This window comes from Spirillospora sp. NPDC048819, from assembly GCF_040650055.1.
Taxonomy (GTDB): Bacteria; Actinomycetota; Actinomycetes; order Streptosporangiales; family Streptosporangiaceae; genus Spirillospora.
Window position 1 is genome coordinate 1 of record NZ_JBEZGN010000064.1, and the last position, 14869, is coordinate 14869.

16 protein-coding genes are annotated in these 14869 nt (G+C 74.5%); 11 read left to right on the forward strand and 5 right to left on the reverse strand.

Annotated elements, in window-relative coordinates:
- Positions 1-105: 105 nt before the first annotated feature.
- Genes AB0C35_RS43990 through AB0C35_RS44005 form a run of 4 tightly spaced genes read left to right on the forward strand, consistent with a single transcriptional unit; the run spans position 106 to position 3099 of the window.
- Positions 106-927 carry an ATP-binding cassette domain-containing protein gene (locus AB0C35_RS43990; protein WP_358469916.1) on the forward strand — a complete coding sequence of 274 codons (822 nt, stop codon included), beginning with the start codon at positions 106-108 and terminating at the stop codon, positions 925-927.
- Positions 924-1520, forward strand: a complete 597-nt coding sequence (locus AB0C35_RS43995) for a neocarzinostatin apoprotein domain-containing protein (RefSeq protein ID WP_358469919.1) — start codon at positions 924-926, stop codon at positions 1518-1520. The genes AB0C35_RS43990 and AB0C35_RS43995 overlap by 4 nt, the downstream gene beginning before the upstream one ends.
- The gene (locus tag AB0C35_RS44000; RefSeq protein ID WP_358469922.1) at positions 1517-2188 is read left to right on the forward strand and encodes a neocarzinostatin apoprotein domain-containing protein; all 672 of its coding nucleotides are present in this window, start codon (positions 1517-1519) and stop codon (positions 2186-2188) included. Before AB0C35_RS43995 ends, AB0C35_RS44000 begins: the two co-directional genes overlap by 4 nt.
- Positions 2185-3099, forward strand: coding sequence for a hypothetical protein (locus AB0C35_RS44005; RefSeq protein WP_358469925.1), 915 nt, complete (start codon positions 2185-2187; stop codon positions 3097-3099). The genes AB0C35_RS44000 and AB0C35_RS44005 overlap by 4 nt, the downstream gene beginning before the upstream one ends.
- A 72-nt stretch (positions 3100-3171) precedes the next feature.
- On the opposite strand, the gene AB0C35_RS44010 is transcribed toward AB0C35_RS44005, so the two are convergent.
- On the reverse strand, positions 3172-3888 hold the full coding sequence (locus tag AB0C35_RS44010) for a hypothetical protein (protein WP_358469928.1): 717 nt from the start codon (positions 3886-3888) through the stop codon (positions 3172-3174).
- Positions 3889-4013: 125 nt separating this feature from the next.
- Between AB0C35_RS44010 and AB0C35_RS44015 the strand changes: the two genes are divergently transcribed.
- From AB0C35_RS44015 to mshC, 4 genes are all read left to right on the forward strand, one after another.
- Positions 4014-4778 (forward strand): NRDE family protein, encoded by a 765-nt coding sequence (locus tag AB0C35_RS44015; protein WP_358469931.1) that lies wholly within the window; start codon positions 4014-4016, stop codon positions 4776-4778.
- 175 nt (positions 4779-4953) lie between these two features.
- Entirely contained in the window at positions 4954-6003 is a 1050-nt protein-coding gene (locus AB0C35_RS44020) for an ABC transporter permease subunit (RefSeq protein ID WP_358469934.1), read from the forward strand.
- A 6-nt stretch (positions 6004-6009) separates the two neighbouring features.
- The gene (locus AB0C35_RS44025; protein ID WP_358469936.1) at positions 6010-6954 is read left to right on the forward strand and encodes an ABC transporter permease; all 945 of its coding nucleotides are present in this window, start codon (positions 6010-6012) and stop codon (positions 6952-6954) included.
- An 82-nt stretch (positions 6955-7036) separates the two neighbouring features.
- Entirely contained in the window at positions 7037-8278 is a 1242-nt protein-coding gene (gene mshC / locus AB0C35_RS44030) for a cysteine--1-D-myo-inosityl 2-amino-2-deoxy-alpha-D-glucopyranoside ligase (protein ID WP_358469939.1), read from the forward strand.
- 25 nt (positions 8279-8303) lie between these two features.
- Here mshC and AB0C35_RS44035 read toward each other — a convergent pair whose 3' ends face one another.
- The 4 genes from AB0C35_RS44035 to AB0C35_RS44050 form a co-directional block, all read right to left on the reverse strand.
- Entirely contained in the window at positions 8304-9833 is a 1530-nt protein-coding gene (locus tag AB0C35_RS44035; protein ID WP_358469942.1) for a serine/threonine-protein kinase, read from the reverse strand.
- Positions 9834-9872: 39 nt separating this feature from the next.
- On the reverse strand, positions 9873-10406 hold the full coding sequence (locus AB0C35_RS44040; protein ID WP_358469945.1) for a TrmH family RNA methyltransferase: 534 nt from the start codon (positions 10404-10406) through the stop codon (positions 9873-9875).
- Between the two features lie 112 nt (positions 10407-10518).
- Entirely contained in the window at positions 10519-11367 is an 849-nt protein-coding gene (locus AB0C35_RS44045) for a PAC2 family protein (RefSeq protein WP_358469948.1), read from the reverse strand.
- A gap of 203 nt (positions 11368-11570) precedes the next feature.
- Complete coding sequence (locus AB0C35_RS44050) at positions 11571-12029, reverse strand: universal stress protein (protein WP_358469951.1); 459 nt, start codon at positions 12027-12029, stop codon at positions 11571-11573.
- Between the two features lie 103 nt (positions 12030-12132).
- Here AB0C35_RS44050 and AB0C35_RS44055 point away from each other — a divergent pair, with 103 nt between their 5' ends.
- From AB0C35_RS44055 to AB0C35_RS44065, 3 genes are all read left to right on the forward strand, one after another.
- Positions 12133-12801 carry an HAD family phosphatase gene (locus AB0C35_RS44055; RefSeq protein WP_358469954.1) on the forward strand — a complete coding sequence of 223 codons (669 nt, stop codon included), beginning with the start codon at positions 12133-12135 and terminating at the stop codon, positions 12799-12801.
- A 184-nt stretch (positions 12802-12985) separates the two neighbouring features.
- A complete protein-coding gene (locus AB0C35_RS44060) occupies positions 12986-13408 on the forward strand; it encodes a hypothetical protein (RefSeq protein WP_358469957.1) in 423 nt (140 codons plus the stop codon).
- Between the two features lie 440 nt (positions 13409-13848).
- Positions 13849-14841: an ABC transporter permease gene (locus tag AB0C35_RS44065; RefSeq protein WP_358469960.1), complete on the forward strand. Its 993-nt coding sequence runs from the start codon at positions 13849-13851 to the stop codon at positions 14839-14841.
- Positions 14842-14869: the final 28 nt, after the last annotated feature.

Consider the following 14869-nt stretch of genomic DNA (forward strand, 5'->3'; position numbering starts at 1 on the left):
CGCAACGGGGGTTCCAGGGGGTCGCCCCCCTGGACTATGTCGCCTCGTTGTCGCGAGGTTGTCGGGGCGGGGCGCAGATTCGGCTGCGCCGCCCTCCTGCGCGGGATGATCGCCGAGGGCTCCGCGCTGACGCTGACGGCCGTCCCGGTCGCGCTGGGCGCCGTGCTGGCGGCCCGCGTCCGGGGCCCCGCGGTCGAGCCCGCGTTCCTGGACGTGCGGGGCCTGTCGGTGCGGCGCGGCCCGGTGCCGCTGCGGCGGATCACGCTGCGGGCGGACGCGGGCGAATGCGTCGCCGTCTTCGGCGCCGGCTCGCGGACGCTCCTCACCGCGCTCGCCGGGAACGTCCCCGCGCGGGGACGGGTCCGGCTCGGCGGCGCCGACCTGGCGGCGGTCCCCGCCGGGCGTCGGATGCCGCTCGGGCTGTGCCATCTGGCGGGGCCCGTCCCGGACACGAACACGAAGACGAATACGAAGACGGCCGCGGACGAGCGCACCGTCGCCGGCCGCCTCGCCGCCCACGCCCACGTGCTCGGCCACGCCGACCCCGCCGCGTCCGCCGGCGCCGTCCTGGAGGTCTTCCCGGCGCTGCACCGCCGCGGCGCCGATCCCGCGGGCGCGCTCGGCCCGGCCGAACGCGAGCTGCTCGGGCTCGCCGAGGCGCTGCTGACCCGCCCGAGGCTGCTGCTGGTGGACGGCGTCGTCGCCGGCCCCTACGGCGAGGCGGCCCGCACCGTGCTGCGCAGGCTCGCCGCGTCCGGCACCGCCGTCGTCGTCACCGGGCGCCCGGTCCCCGCCGTCCTCGACCTCGTTTCCCGCGCCTACGTGCTCGACCGGGGACGCGTCGCCGCCGAACTCGTCCGCCCCACGCCCGACCAGGTCCTCAGGCTGCTGCCGGGGAACCCCGACGCAGGAGATGCCGCCCCGTGATCGTGCTCGCGTTCGCCGTCCTCGCGCTCTCGGCGCCCGCCGCGCCCGCCGCCCCCGCCGGGGACGGGCCCGCCCTCCAGGTCAGCAAGTTCACCGACCTGACCGAGGGCGAGCAGATCACCGTGTCGGGGACGGGATACCGCCCCGGCCTGAAGTCGGTGGCCGTCGGTCTGTGCAAGGAGGGCTACACCAACGGCCTCAAGGACTGCGACCTCGGCGGAGGCGCCACGTTCGTCAACATCGACGACAAGGGCGGCTTCACGGGGGTCACGCTCAAGGCGCGCTCGAAGTTCAACGGCATCGACTGCGCGGCCCGCCAGTGCGTCATCGGCGCCGCGCCGCTGCCCACCACCAACCCGCCCGCCGTCGTCAAGGCCAACACCGCCGTCGTCCGCGTCGGCTTCCAGGGGTCGCAGTTCAAGGGCGGAGCCGTCGCCGCCGCTCCCACCACGGCGGCAGCCCCGGGGCCCGGCACGGGCGGGCCGTCGGCCCCGCTGTGGGCCGCGACCCTCGTCCTCATCGCCGGCGCCGGTGCCGCCGCCGTCATCGTCCAGCGCCGCAACACTCCCCCCGACGTAAGGAGCACATCATGAATCGAGTCCGGCGCCGTACAGGCGCCATCGCCGCGATCGCGGGCGCGTGCGTGCTGGCGCTCGCGCAGCCCGCACTGGCCGCACCGAAGATCGACGTGAGCAAGACCACCGGGCTGAAGGCGGGCGAGACCGTCACCGTCACGGTCAGCGGCCTGACCCCGGGGGAGACGTTCGTCACCCTCGGGTTGTGCGAGCCCAGCCCCAAGCTGCCGTCCGACTGCGCGTCCCAGGACAGCGGGGGAGCGGTGCAGGGCACCTCGAACAGCGCCGGTGAGTTCCTCACCAAGTCGGGATCCAAGGAGGCCAAGATCAAGCTGGCCGCGAAGGCGGGGGACGCGACGTGCGCGTCCAAGGCGGGCGCGTGCGTGATCGCCGTGACCGCGCTCGGCGCCAACATGGACGCCAACACCGCCCAGGTCGCGCTCACCTTCACGGGTGGCGGCGGCGGAGGCGACGACGGCGGAGGCGACGGTGACGGCGGCGGAGCCGGCAACGGGACCGGCGGGAACGGCACGGGCACCGGAGCCGGCGCCGGCGACGGCGGGAGCCTGCCGAACACCGGCAGCCCCGACGGGCTGCCCACCTACGCCCTCATCGCGTCGGCGATGGTCATGATCGGCGCCGCCGCCATGCTCATCCTTCCGCGCCGCCGCAAGGGCCGCGCGTGAGGGCCCGCATCGCAGCCGCCGCCGTTCTGGCCGGCGCGGCCGCGTTCGCGGCGCCCGCCCTGCCGGCCGCGGCGGCCGGCACCGGCCCGATCGAGTTCGCCACGACCGTGCACGGCGACCCCGCCGACGTGTACGCACCGGCCGCCGCCGACATCGACGGCGACCTCCCGGTCGCGCTGCTTCTCCAGGGCGCGAACGTGGACAAGTCCGCCTACGCGGGCTTCGCCCGCGCGGTCGCCGGCTACGGCTTCGTCGTCGTGGTCCCGAACCACGCGCGCACGTTCTTCGGCCAGACCGGCCTGTTCGCCGAGCAGGCCCAGGCCGCCTGGACCGTCACCTGGATGAACCAGGAGGACGGCCGTGCGGGCTCACCGCTCGCGGGCAAGATCGACACGGATTCGCTGGGGCTGCTCGGGCACTCCTTCGGCGGCGCGGCGGGACTCGCCGTGACGACCGGGGTGTGCGCGCCGCCGTTCTGCGGCGAGCCCGCCGCCAAGCCCGCCGAGCTGAAGGGCGCGGCGTTGTTCGGCACCAACAACACGCCGCCGGGCGGCTCGGCCAACCCGCCGGTGCCCAACACCGTCCCCGTCGCCCTCGTCCAGGGGACGGTGGACGGGGTGGCGCCGCCCGCGGCGGCGCAGGCCACCTACGAGGCGGTGCAGCAGCCGCCGAAGATGCTGGTGTCGGTCTCCGGCGCCAACCACTACGGCATCACCGACACCCAGGCCCCGGCGGGCGCGATCCCCGACCCGTCACCGCAGACGATCCCCCAGGAGGACGGCATCAAGACGTCCGCCCGGTGGAGCGCGATGTTCCTGCGGACGGTCATGGGCGACGTGTGGTCGGGCGTGTGGCTGTGGGGCGTGGGCGACGCCGTGGACCGCGGCGTGACCGTCCAGTACGTCCGCTGAGCCGGCGGGTCCGGTGACGGGCCGGGCCCCCGCGGGATTCCGCGGGGGCCCGGCCTCGTGCGTGCCCGGCCGTCAGCCGAGCCCGCCCAGCAGGACGCGCCGCAGCTCGCCGGGCGCGATCAGGGTGCAGTAGTGGACGCCGCGGAACGACTCGGGCAGACCCTGCCACCGCGGGTCGAGCCACTCGACCAGCAGGGAGTACGCCCGCAGGTGCAGGACGCCGTCCTGTACGGCCGCGGAGGGGAACTCCTGGGTCCATTCGCCGCCGCTCATCGTCTGGGTGTCGGCGTCGACGACGACCTGCGCCGGGTCGAACGCGGCCGAGGCCCGTTCGGCGGGGCCGAGGGACGCGCCGACGGTGCGCAGGGTGGTGCGGTTGACGGCGGCGCACGTGCCCTCGCCGGAGGCCGTCCCGGCTCCGTAGACGGTGTTGACGTGGTCGGCGGACTTGCCCTTGCAGCGGATCTGCACGGCGCGGCCGGCGGTGTCGCGGCTGACGAACTGCTCGGTCCGCAGCGGCCGTATCGCGGGCTTGGAGTCGACGAACGCCTCCATCGTCGGGTGGACGACGTTGTCGATGGGCACGTAGGGGCGTCCCGGCCCCCACGGCCCGAGCCCCGCCGTGGCCATCTGCCCGTACGCGCACACGCGCGCCAGGGTCCCGCCGGCCTCGCCCGCCGGCGCCTGGGCGGGCGCGGCGAGCGGCACGGCCGCGGCCGTGCCGCCGGAGAGCAGGAGGCAGGTTCCCAGCGCCGAGGCCAGGATCGGCCCCCGTGATCTCGTCGGCATTCGCGTCCCCTCAACCCAGGCTCATGTTTCGCTCAAGGAAACATTGTTTCACTACCGTTTTCAAGTGTGCATCGCCACGGGACCCCGGGGTTCTGGTGATTCGCGGCAGATGCTCCAATTGGGGCATGTGCACGGCGATCATCAGTGTCGACCCCACCTCCCCGGTCCCCGTCCTGCTGGTCGGCGTGCGGGACGAGTTCGTCGCCCGCGAGTGGGAGCCGCCCGGGCGGCACTGGCCGGACCACCCCGGCCTCGTCGGCGGGCGCGACCTGCGCGCCGGCGGCACCTGGCTCGCCGTGGACCCCGACGCGCCCCGGGCCGCGCTCGTGCTGAACGGGCGCGGCCGGATGGCGCCCGAGGACGGGCGGATCTCACGCGGCGGCCTGCCGCTGCGGGTGGCGGCCGACGGCAAGCTCGGCCGCCCCGACCTGCCGGCGTTCGACCCGTTCCACCTCGTCGGCGCCGAACCCGGCCGGGTGCGGCTGTGGAGCTGGGACGGCGCCGACCTCGCCGAACGCGACCTCGGCCCGGGCCTGCACATGATCGTCAACAGCGGGCTGGAGGGCGAGGGCCAGCAGGAGGGCGAGACCGAGGACGCCTACATGACGGCGCGGCTCGCCCACTTCCGGCCGCGCCTGGCCGCCGCACCGCGTCCCGTGCCCGGCGGCGACGAGCCCGTGGAGCGGGCGTGGGGGCCGTGGCTGGCGCTGGTGAACGGCGACGGCCTTCCCCGCGCCGACCACCGGGCCCTGCTCCCCCTGCTCGATCTCGGCGACGGCCGCGTCTGGGGCACCACCTCCGTCACCCTCCTCGCGCTCACCGGCGCCGGCGTCCGCTACGACTTCTCCGCCGCCCCCGGCGACGCCGCCGCCTGGACCCGGGTGCTGTAAAGCCGCCGGGCCGCCCATGACCGTTTCGGCAACGCGGCGGCGAGGTCGTGACGGCCGGTGTTAGGTTGGCCACGCAATGCGATCTCCGCGGGATCGCGGGGGCCGCCCGCGGAGATCGGGGACGGCGGACGGGGAACCGGGGCCTCCACCGGACCGGGCTCCCGGAGGCGGAGGGATGAGCGGCTACGCCGAGCCCGCTGCGCGGGAGCCGACACACGGGGAGCCGGGCCACGGCCCGTCCGGCGCACCGCGCCCGGACCGGGCGGCCGGGGGCGGGGTACCGCGGCCGCGGGCCCGTCCCGGAACCGGGCCGGAGCCGGTGCGGGGTCGCAGCCCGTCCCGGCTCGCCTGGGAACGGCTCAGGCGCGACCGGGCCGCCGCCGCGTCCGCGGCCGTCCTGCTGCTGGTCGTGGCGTTCGCGGCGCTGGCGCCGCTGTGGGAGCACCTGACCGGCCACCCCTACGACGCGACGTTCCCCGGGACGGGCCTCGACGCCAACGGGCAGCCGCGCGGGCCCGGCGGCGCGTTCCCCCTCGGCGCCGACCAGCTCGGCCGCGACGTCCTGGTCCGCGCCGCCTACGGCGCGCGGATCTCCCTGGCCGTCGGGGTGTCGGCGGCGCTGCTGGCCTCCGTCGCCGGGACCCTCGCCGGGACGCTCGCGGGGTTCGCCGGCGGCGCGGTGGACACGCTGCTGTCCCGGCTGATCGACATCACGCTCGCGCTGCCCTACCTGCTGGTGGCGATCCTGCTGTCGACCACGTTCCAGCCCTCCTCGGTCGGCGCCGGCCTCGCCATGACGATCCTGGTGATCGCGTTCTTCTCCGCCGCGGCGTTCGCCCGCGTCATCCGCGGCCAGGTGCTGGCGCTGCGGCGGCGGGAGTTCGTCGAGGCGGCCCGCCTGCTCGGCGCCTCCGACGCCCGGATCATGGTCGTGGAGATCCTGCCGAACCTGACCGCGCAGGTCACCGTGCTGACCGCGCTGCTGATGCCGGCGGCGATCGTGTTCGAGGCGACGCTGTCGTTCCTCGGCGCCGGGGTGCGGCCGCCGATGCCGAGCTGGGGGTCGATGCTCGGCGAGGGCGGCGACGTGTTCCAGACGGCGTGGTGGCTCCTGGCCGTCCCCGGCGTCCTGCTGCTGGCGACCACGCTGTCGTTCAACCTGCTCGGCGACGCCGTCCGCGACGCCCTCGACCCGCGCGGCGACCGCGCCGCCCGGGGGAGGTGAACCGCGATGGCGCGCTTCGCCGTCCGCCGCGTCCTGCACGCCGCCGTCGTCCTGTGGCTGGTGGCGACGCTGGTGTTCGTGTTCCTGCACGTGTCGCCCGTCCCGGTGGAGCGGGTCATCGGCGGGCCCCGCGCCACCACCGAGACCCTGGAGCAGATCCGCGCCAACCTCGGCCTGGACCGGCCCCTCCTCGTCCAGTACTGGAACTTCATCGAGCGGCTGCTGCACGGCGACCTCGGCGACTCCTACATCAACGGGACGCCGGTGACGGCGCTGATCGCGGCCCGGCTCCCCACGACGCTGTGGCTGGTCGCCGGCGCGGGGCTCCTGTGGTTCGCGGGCGGCGTCGCACTCGGCGTGCTCAGCGCGGCCAAGGCGCGGAGCCTGTGGGACCGGGCCGCGACGGCGTTCGTGCTGGCGGGCCTGTCCACGCCGCCGTTCGTGATGGCGCTGGCGCTGCTGTACCTGTTCGCGACCCGGCTCGGCGAGAGCGGCATCGGCTTCTTCGAGGCGGGCCCGCCGCTGCAGGAGCACTTCCTGCGCCGGATGATCCTGCCGTGGACGGCGCTGGCGTTCCTGATGCTCGCCGCCTACGCGCGCCTCACCCGCGGGGCGATGCTGGACGTGCTCGGCGAGGACTACGTGCGCACGGCGCGGGCCAAGGGCCTGCCGGAGCGCCGGGTTGTCGGACGGCACGGGCTGCGGCCCGCGATGACGCCCGTCCTCACCCAGTTCGGCATCGACCTCGGCGCCCTGATCGGCTCCACGATCGTCACCGAGAAGGTGTTCGGGCTGCAGGGCGTGGGGCAGCTCGTGCACCACTCCATCGCGGCCGGCGACACCCCGGTGATCATCGGGGTGACGCTGCTGGTGACGCTGTGCGTGATCGTCGCGAACCTGCTGGTGGACATCGGCTACTCGTTCCTGGACCCCCGCGTCCGCGCCGCCTGAGGCCGATGGGTCCGGACGGTTCGGGACACTCGCCCACGATCTCGGCGTAACCCCGCTAGCTGGGCATGGATAAGCTTTCCGTATGCGATCGTGGCCCGCCTCCGAAGTCCCCAGCCTCCCCGACGCGGGGCTGCCCGCCGCGGCACGGCCGCTGAGCCTGCACGACACGGGGGCGGGGACGACGCGTCCCGCGGGCCCCGCCCCCGGCCCCGGCGGCACGGCCCGGATGTACGTGTGCGGGATCACCCCCTACGACGCGACCCACCTCGGGCACGCCAACACCTACCTGGCGTTCGACCTCGTCAACCGGGTGTGGCGCGACGCCGGCCACCGGGTGCACTACGTGCAGAACGCCACCGACGTCGACGACCCGCTTCTGGAACGTGCCCGCGAGACGGGGGAGGACTGGCGGGAGCTGGCCGACCGGGAGATCCAGCTGTTCCGCGAGGACATGACCGCGCTGCGGATCCTGCCGCCCGACCAGTACATCGGCGCGGTCGAGGCGATCCCGCTGGTCGTCGAGATGATCGAGAAGCTGCGCGGCCGCGACGCCGCCTACGAGGTGGCCGGCGACGTCTACTTCCCGGTCGCGGCCGACCCGGCGTTCGGGCGGGTCAGCCGGCTGACCCGCGAGGAGATGGCGCCGCTGTTCGCCGAGCGCGGCGGCGACCCGGACCGCGCGGGCAAGCGCGACCCCCTCGACGCCCTGCTGTGGATGGCCCGGCGCCCCGGCGAGCCCGGCTGGGACTCGCCGTTCGGCGAGGGCCGCCCCGGCTGGCACGTGGAGTGCTCGGCGATCTCCATCGAGTACCTCGGGATGGCGTTCGACGTCGAGGGCGGCGGCTCCGACCTCGCGTTCCCGCACCACGAGATGAGCGCGTCCCACGCCCAGGTCGCCACCGGGGAGCGCCCCCACGCCCGCGCCTACGTCCACGCCGGCATGGTCGGCCTGGACGGCGAGAAGATGTCGAAGTCGCGCGGCAACCTGGTGTTCGTGTCGAAGCTGCGGCAGGGCGGCACCGACCCGATGGCGATCCGGCTGGCGCTGCTCGCGCACCACTACCGAGACGACTGGGAGTGGACGCCGCGCGGGCTGGACGAGGCGCAGGCCCGGCTGGACCGCTGGCGCGCCGCGGTGTCCCGCGCGTCCGCCCCGCCCGCCGCGCCGGTGGCGGCCGCCGTCCGCGACGCCCTCGCCGGGGACCTGGACGCCCCGGCCGCCCTGGCGGCCATCGACGCCTGGACCGCCGCCGACGGCGCCGACGAGACGGCCCCAGCCCAGGTCAAGACCATCGCCGACGCCCTCCTCGGCGTCGCGCTCTGACCGGCCCCGCACCGGACCGGGCGGATCATCTCAGGACGTAGCAGTCCCAGTCGGACGGAGTGCCGGCGTCGCCGCCGAGGCGGGCCTCGGCGTCCGGCCGGTACTGCGACGCGCACACCTGCGTCATCGTGATGTGGGTGTCGACGCCGATGTCGCCGCCGCGCGGCACGCAGTACCAGTCGCCGGAGCGGAACTCGGCGTCCCGGCCGCGGGCGCCGCAGTAGCGGGAGGGGTCGGGGGAGCCGAGCACGACCGGCGTGGGCGGCGGGTCGCTGGAGGGCGGGGGATCGTCGTCGCCGTCCCCGCCGCCGGGGCGGGTGCCCGCGCCCGGTCCGGGGGATCCGGGGACCGCCGGCGCCGATGATCTCCCGGTGCGGGTGGGGGCCGGCCCGGACGACGACGGCCCGGACGTCCGGGACGCCGTGGCCGGGGGCGCGGTGACCTGCCCGCCGTGCCCGGTGCCGCCGCCGGACGCTCCGCCGCCCGGCCGGTCCATCAGCGCGTACCCGCCGGCCCCGGCGAGCGCCGCGACGACGCCCGCGCCGACGGCCGCGAGGGCGGCCCGCCCGAGCCGGCGGCGCCTCGGACGGCCGCCGTGGTCCGGGCCGGGGGCGGTCGAGTCGGGCGGCAGCGTGTCCGAACCGGCCGCGGGCCCGTCCCCGCCGCCGGGTTCCGGCACCGCCGCCCCGGGGGAGGCGGCAGCGGGGGAGGCGGCGGACGACGGGGCGGCGGGCACTTCGAACGCGTCTTCGTGGCCGACGAGCCGCAGCAGCAGCTGCGCCGCGGTGGGCCGCCGCCCGGGATCCTTGTCCAGCGCCGCGGCGACCAGCTCGCGCAGTTCACCGTCCAGGTCTCCGAGGTCGGGTTCGTGGTGCAGCACCCGGTACATGACCGCCGGGATCGAGTCGGACCCGAACGGGGGCCGCCCCGTCGCCGCGAACGTCATCGTCGAACCCCAGGCGAACACGTCGCAGGCGGCTCCGGCGCCGCGCCCGGACACCTGCTCGGGCGCCATGTAGGCGGGAGTGCCGACGGCCTGGCTGGTGAGCGAGCCGGCCGCGTCCAGCACCCGCGACAGCCCGAAGTCGATCACCCGCGGGCCGTCCGGCCCGAGCAGGACGTTATGCGGCTTCAGGTCGCGGTGCACGACGCCGGCGCGGTGGATGGCGGTCAGCGCGCTGGCGGTGCTGACCGCGAGCCGGTCCAGCGCGCCGCCGGTCATCGGCCCGTCCCGCGCGACGTGCCGGTTCAGCGCCTCACCGGGGACGTACTCGCTGACCAGGTACGGGCTGTCCCCGGCGACCTCGGCGTCCAGGAACTGGGCGGTGCAGAACCGGGCGACCTGCTTGGCGACCCGCGCCTCGCGGACGAACCGGGCCCGCGCCGTTTCGTCGTCGTCGAACTGGACCCGCAGGAGCTTGACCGCGACATGCTCGCCGTCCGCGCCGGCCGCGAGGTACACCGTGCCCTGCGCCCCGGAGCCGAGCCTGCCGAGCAGCTCGTAGCGGCCGAGGCGGGCCGGGTCGTGCGGGCGCAGCGGCTGGGTCTCCGGCAACGGGGACCCCCTTCCGTCCGGTCGTCGGCGCGGCCGCCATCACAGCAGGCCCGCCAGCTTGTACAGCACCAGCGAGCCGGCGACGGCCACGTTCAGGCTGCTGCCGCCTCCCACCATAGGGATCTCCACGGCCTGGTCGAGCAGGTCGAGCGCCTCACCGGGGATGCCGGACCGCTCGTGACCGAGCACCGCGACCGTCCGCACGCGCGCCGCGGGCAGGTCCGAGAGCCGGACCGCCTCGTCGGCCAGCTCCACCCCGACGACCCGGGAACCGGCCTCCCGCTGGCGTTCCAGCCAGCCGAGCGGGTCGTGTACCCAGTGGACGCAGGCGGGGCGGCGGAGGGTGTTGCCGCGCGCGAGGGCGTCCGGCACCCACGGGAACCGGGGGACCGCCATGCACGCGCCGACGGCGTCGCAGGTGCGCAGGAGGGTGCCGAGGTTGGCGCCGTGCTGCGGCCACAGCGGCGCGACGACGAGATGGTCCCAGCAGGAATGGGAACGGCGGCGGCGCTGGCGGCGCAGTTCACGCGGGGACCGGACCCGGATCGCCGGGCCCCCGGGCGGGCGGCTCACCGGTCCCGGGCGCTACCGCCCTCCGGAAAAGGAACGATCATGAGGAACGCACTTGGCGGCGTGCGCGGGCCATCACCGGGAACGGGACACGGTCAAGTGTAAACCCCGGCCCCTAGCCCCGGCCGGGATCCCTGCGCCGCAGGTAGCGCTCGAACTCGCGGGCGATGGCGTCGCCGCTCGCCTCGGGCAGCTCGGTGGCGTCCTTCTGCTCCTCCAGCGTCCGGACGTACTCGGCGACCTCGGAGTCCTCCTCGGCGAGCTCGTTGACGCCGTGCTCCCAGGCGCGGGCCTCCTCGGGCAGCTCGCCGAGCGGGACGGTCACGTCGAGCAGGTCCTCGACGCGGCGCAGCAGCGCGAGGGTCGCCTTGGGGGACGGGGGCTGGGCGACGTAGTGGGGGACCGCGGCCCACAGCGACACGGTGTCGAGGTCGGCCTTCGCGCACGCCTCCTGCAGCACCCCGAGGATGCCGGTCGGCCCCTCGTAGCGCGCCGGTTCCAGGTGCAGGGTGTTGACGAGCCCCGCCTCGGACGCGGCCCCGGTCACCGGGACCGGCCGGGTGTGCGGGGAGTCGGCGAGCAGCGCGCCGAGCAGCACGACGTTGCGGATCTCCAGCTCGAGCATCAGCCCGATCAGCTCGCGGCAGAACGACCGCCACCGCATGTTCGGCTCGATCCCGTGCAGCAGGACGACGTCCTTGCCGTTCGGGAGCCGCGCCCACGACACGCGGGTGGTCGGCCAGGTGATGCCGCGGGACTCGCCCTCGGTCATCTCCACGATCGGGCGGGTGACCTGGAAGTCGTAGTAGTCGTCGGGGTCGAGTTCGGCGATGGGCACCGCCTCCCAGGTGGACTCCAGGTGTGCGATCACCCCGCTGGCGGCCTCCCCGGCGTCGTTCCACCCCTCAAAGGCGGCCACGAGCACCGGGTCGACGAGTTCCGGCACGCTTCCCAGCTCGACCACGCGCTGCCTCCTTCCGACGCCCAGGTACAGCGTCACCGACGGGGGCCGTCATTCCCGGGGTCGGGGGCCCCGCTCATGATCGGTGGCTGTCAGCCTACGTCCTGCCCCTGACCTACCCCACCCTCCCGGCGGCAGACCCTCCCCCCTGTACGCCCGCGGCGGAATGCCGCGCGGACTCCGTCCGTTTGGGGGCTGGAGTACGGTCACTTGCCGTCGGTGGTGTGCACGATCAGCACGTCGCAGGGGGACCGGTGCGACAGGTTCGCCGGGACCGACCCGAGGAGCCGGCCGGCCAGGCTGTTCAGCCCGCGGTTGCCGATCACGACGAGCTCCGCGCCGCGGTCCTTGGCCAGCTTGGAGATGACGTCCACGGCGTCGCCCTCGACGGCGGTCTGGTCGATGTCGGTGGCGCCCGCCGCGACGGCCCGCTCCCGCGCCGCCCGCAGCGCGTCGTCGGCCGGCGTGGAACCCTGGACCTTGTAGGCCAGGTCCCCGAGGCGGTCGGCGGCGCTGGCGCGCTCCCGCTCGGGCATGGGGCTGTAGGCGGAGGCGAGCAGCAGGGTGGCGCCGGTGGCGGCCGCCAGTTGCGCGGCCCGGTCGACCGCGCGGAAGGAGGAGTCCGAGCCGTCGGTGCCGACGAGGATGGTGCGGTACGCGCTCATGCCGTTCCTTACCGGGTAGTAGTTTACTGGTGGCACGGTATCGGTCCGGTGACCCATCCGTCACCGTCTCTTTGCACACCCCGTCCAAGAACGAAGGAGCACTGTGACACGTGGCGGCCCGCAGGCCGTGCTGTTCGACATGGACGGCCTGCTCATCGACTCCGAGCGCGTCTGGCTGGAGGTCGAGTCGGAGGTCATGGCCTGGCTGGGCGGCGAATGGAGCCCCGCCCACCAGGAACGGCTCGTCGGCGGCTCCCTGGACGTCGCCGTCCGCTACATGCTGGAGCTGACCGGCGCGGACGCCGACCCCGGGGAGGTCGGGCTGCGGATGCTGGACGGCATGGCCGAGCGGCTCGGCGCCTGCGTGCCGATGATGCCCGGCGCCAAGGACCTGCTCGCCGAGGTCCGCGAAGCCGGGGTCCCCGCGGCGCTGGTGTCCTCCAGCCACCGCCGCCTCATCGAGCCGGTGCTGGACGCGATCGGCCGCGAGCACTTCGCGCTCAGCGTCGCCGGCGACGAGGTGTCGCGGACCAAGCCCGACCCCGAGCCCTACCTCACCGCGGCGTCCCGGCTCGGCGCCGACCCCGCCCGCTGCGTGGTCCTGGAGGACTCCCCGAACGGCGTCGCGGCGGGAGAGGCGGCGGGCTGCGTCACCGTCGCGGTCCCCGGCGTCCTGCCGATCCCGCCCGCGCCGGGCCGCGTGGTGGTCGCGTCGCTGCGCGAGGTGAGCCTGGCGACGCTGCGGTCCCTGCCGCCGTTCGCCGGGGCGTGAGGGGCCGCCGCCCGCACCCGTGGCGGTGGCCGCCGCCTGATACCCCCGGGGTGGTCCCTAGGGGGCGGGTCACGCGGGAGGAGGAGACCGGGCCGGCCGCAAACCGTCCGACGGGAGGATCGGAACCGGTCTCGGACGTGTGACGATGGGAGTGAGGCATCACCGTAAGGAATGAGGGGCCGGCATGACCGACACAGCCATTTTCGCGATCAGCCTCGGAGTCACCCTGGTCGGGCTGGTCATCAGCTGGGGGGTGTACCGCCGCCGCGGCGCGGGCACCGGCCTGCGCGGCGCCGCCCTGTCGCTGGTGCCGCTGGCGGCGGCGCTGACGGGGGTGACGGAGTTCTTCGTCGACCTGGCGTTCAGCCCGGTCAAGTGGGCGGGCGTCGCGGTCGCGGGGCTGGCCGTGCTGCTCTACATGACCTCCGGAGCCATGATCAGCCGCCGCGCGGGCGCGGCCGGCGGCGGCAAGGCCGCCGCGGGCGGCGAGACGAAGCCGGCGGGACGGTCGGCGAAGCCGAAGCGCTCGGTGGAGGGTCCCGCGCCGGGCGGCGACCCCGAGATGGCCGAGATCGAGAAGATCCTGCGCGAGCGCGGCATCTCCTGACCCTCCGGCCCCCCGGGTTCCCGTCCGGCACGGCGGGCCGGGACGCCTCCGCGCGACGCGGCGGGCGTCCCGGCCCGCCGTTTTCGTATGCCCCGACGCTGACCTGCGGAGAATCGATATCGGATCGGACTCGGTACGGTAAAGGTTCGCGGTCTAGACCGGCTCGGAGCGCCTGTCGGTACTGCGTTAAACGTACTATTCGGGCGATTTGTCCGAAGCGCGGTCTGGGCGCGTGTTGGCCAGATGACGACGAGATCACAAGTCAGATACGGGTACTGGCGAAGGTCGGCTCACGGATGGACAGTCGTGCCCGAAGGGCTACCTTTCCCTTCAGCGAACGCGGCGCGACGCGCACGGAAGCAGCGGATGACCTCCGCCGCCGCCGGGCCCGCGTCGGCGGCGTGGCCGAACCAGTGGCCTGACGGTAGGAGGTATGGAGCGTGGCCGCACCCATCGAGGTGACCGGATCCGACACCGAGGCGCAACCGGAATCGGTGCTCGCCGGTGTCGACCGCAAGAAGATCCAGGGGCGCTCCCTTGGACAGATCGCCTGGATGCGGCTCAAGCGCGACAAGGTCGCGCTCACCGGCGCAGTCGTGGTGGTCGTGCTGATCCTGATCGCGATCTTCGGCCCGTATTTCGTGCAGAACCCGCTGACCTACCACCAGAACCTGATCGACCCGACCTACAACCGGCCCAAGTCCGGCTTCTGGCACTCGGGCATCAGCGGCGACCACTGGCTCGGCGTCGAACCGGGCAGCGGCCGCGACATGCTGGCCCGCATCGTGCACGGCGCCCGGATCTCCCTGCTGGTGTCGTTCCTGGCCACCATGATGTCGGTCATGCTCGGCACGATCCTCGGCATCACCGCCGGGTACTTCGGCGGCTGGGTCGACTACGTGATCAGCCGCGCCATGGACGCCTTCCTGGCCTTCCCGCTGCTGCTGTTCGCGATCGCCCTGGTCGGCGTCGTCTCCGACGGAGCCTTCGGGCTGAGCGGCAACGGGCTGCGCGTGTCGGTGCTCGTCATCGTCATCGGGTTCTTCAACTGGCCCTACATCGGCCGCATCATCCGGGGCCAGACGCTGTCGCTGCGCGAACGCGAGTTCGTCGACGCGGCGCGCAGCATGGGCGCCCGCAACTCCTACATTCTCTTCAAGGAGATCCTGCCGAACCTGATCGCGCCGATCCTGGTCTACTCGACCCTGCTGATCCCGACCAACATCCTGTTCGAGGCGGCCCTGTCGTTCCTCGGCGTCGGCGTCATCCCTCCGGCTCCCTCGTGGGGCGGGATGCTCACGCTCGCCGTGCCGATCTACTCCTCGGACCCGATGTACATGATCATCCCCGGTATGGCGATCTTCATCACCGTCCTCGCCTTCAACCTTTTCGGTGACGGGCTGCGGGACGCTCTCGACCCTCGGGCCAAGTGACTCGGGTTCTCCGACCCGCCTATTTGAA

Bases quoted from the DNA above. Each gene is read 5' to 3' on its own strand.
- AB0C35_RS43990 (WP_358469916.1), top strand. From the start codon at position 106: ATGATCGCCGAGGGCTCCGCGCTGACGCTGACGGCCGTCCCGGTCGCG.
- AB0C35_RS44000 (WP_358469922.1), top strand. From the start codon at position 1,517: ATGAATCGAGTCCGGCGCCGTACAGGCGCCATCGCCGCGATCGCGGGC.
- AB0C35_RS44010 (WP_358469928.1), bottom strand. From the start codon at position 3,888: ATGCCGACGAGATCACGGGGGCCGATCCTGGCCTCGGCGCTGGGAACC.
- AB0C35_RS44015 (WP_358469931.1), top strand. From the start codon at position 4,014: ATGTGCACGGCGATCATCAGTGTCGACCCCACCTCCCCGGTCCCCGTC.
- AB0C35_RS44020 (WP_358469934.1), top strand. From the start codon at position 4,954: ATGAGCGGCTACGCCGAGCCCGCTGCGCGGGAGCCGACACACGGGGAG.
- AB0C35_RS44025 (WP_358469936.1), top strand. From the start codon at position 6,010: ATGGCGCGCTTCGCCGTCCGCCGCGTCCTGCACGCCGCCGTCGTCCTG.
- mshC (WP_358469939.1), top strand. From the start codon at position 7,037: ATGCGATCGTGGCCCGCCTCCGAAGTCCCCAGCCTCCCCGACGCGGGG.
- AB0C35_RS44050 (WP_358469951.1), bottom strand. From the start codon at position 12,029: ATGAGCGCGTACCGCACCATCCTCGTCGGCACCGACGGCTCGGACTCC.
- AB0C35_RS44060 (WP_358469957.1), top strand. From the start codon at position 12,986: ATGACCGACACAGCCATTTTCGCGATCAGCCTCGGAGTCACCCTGGTC.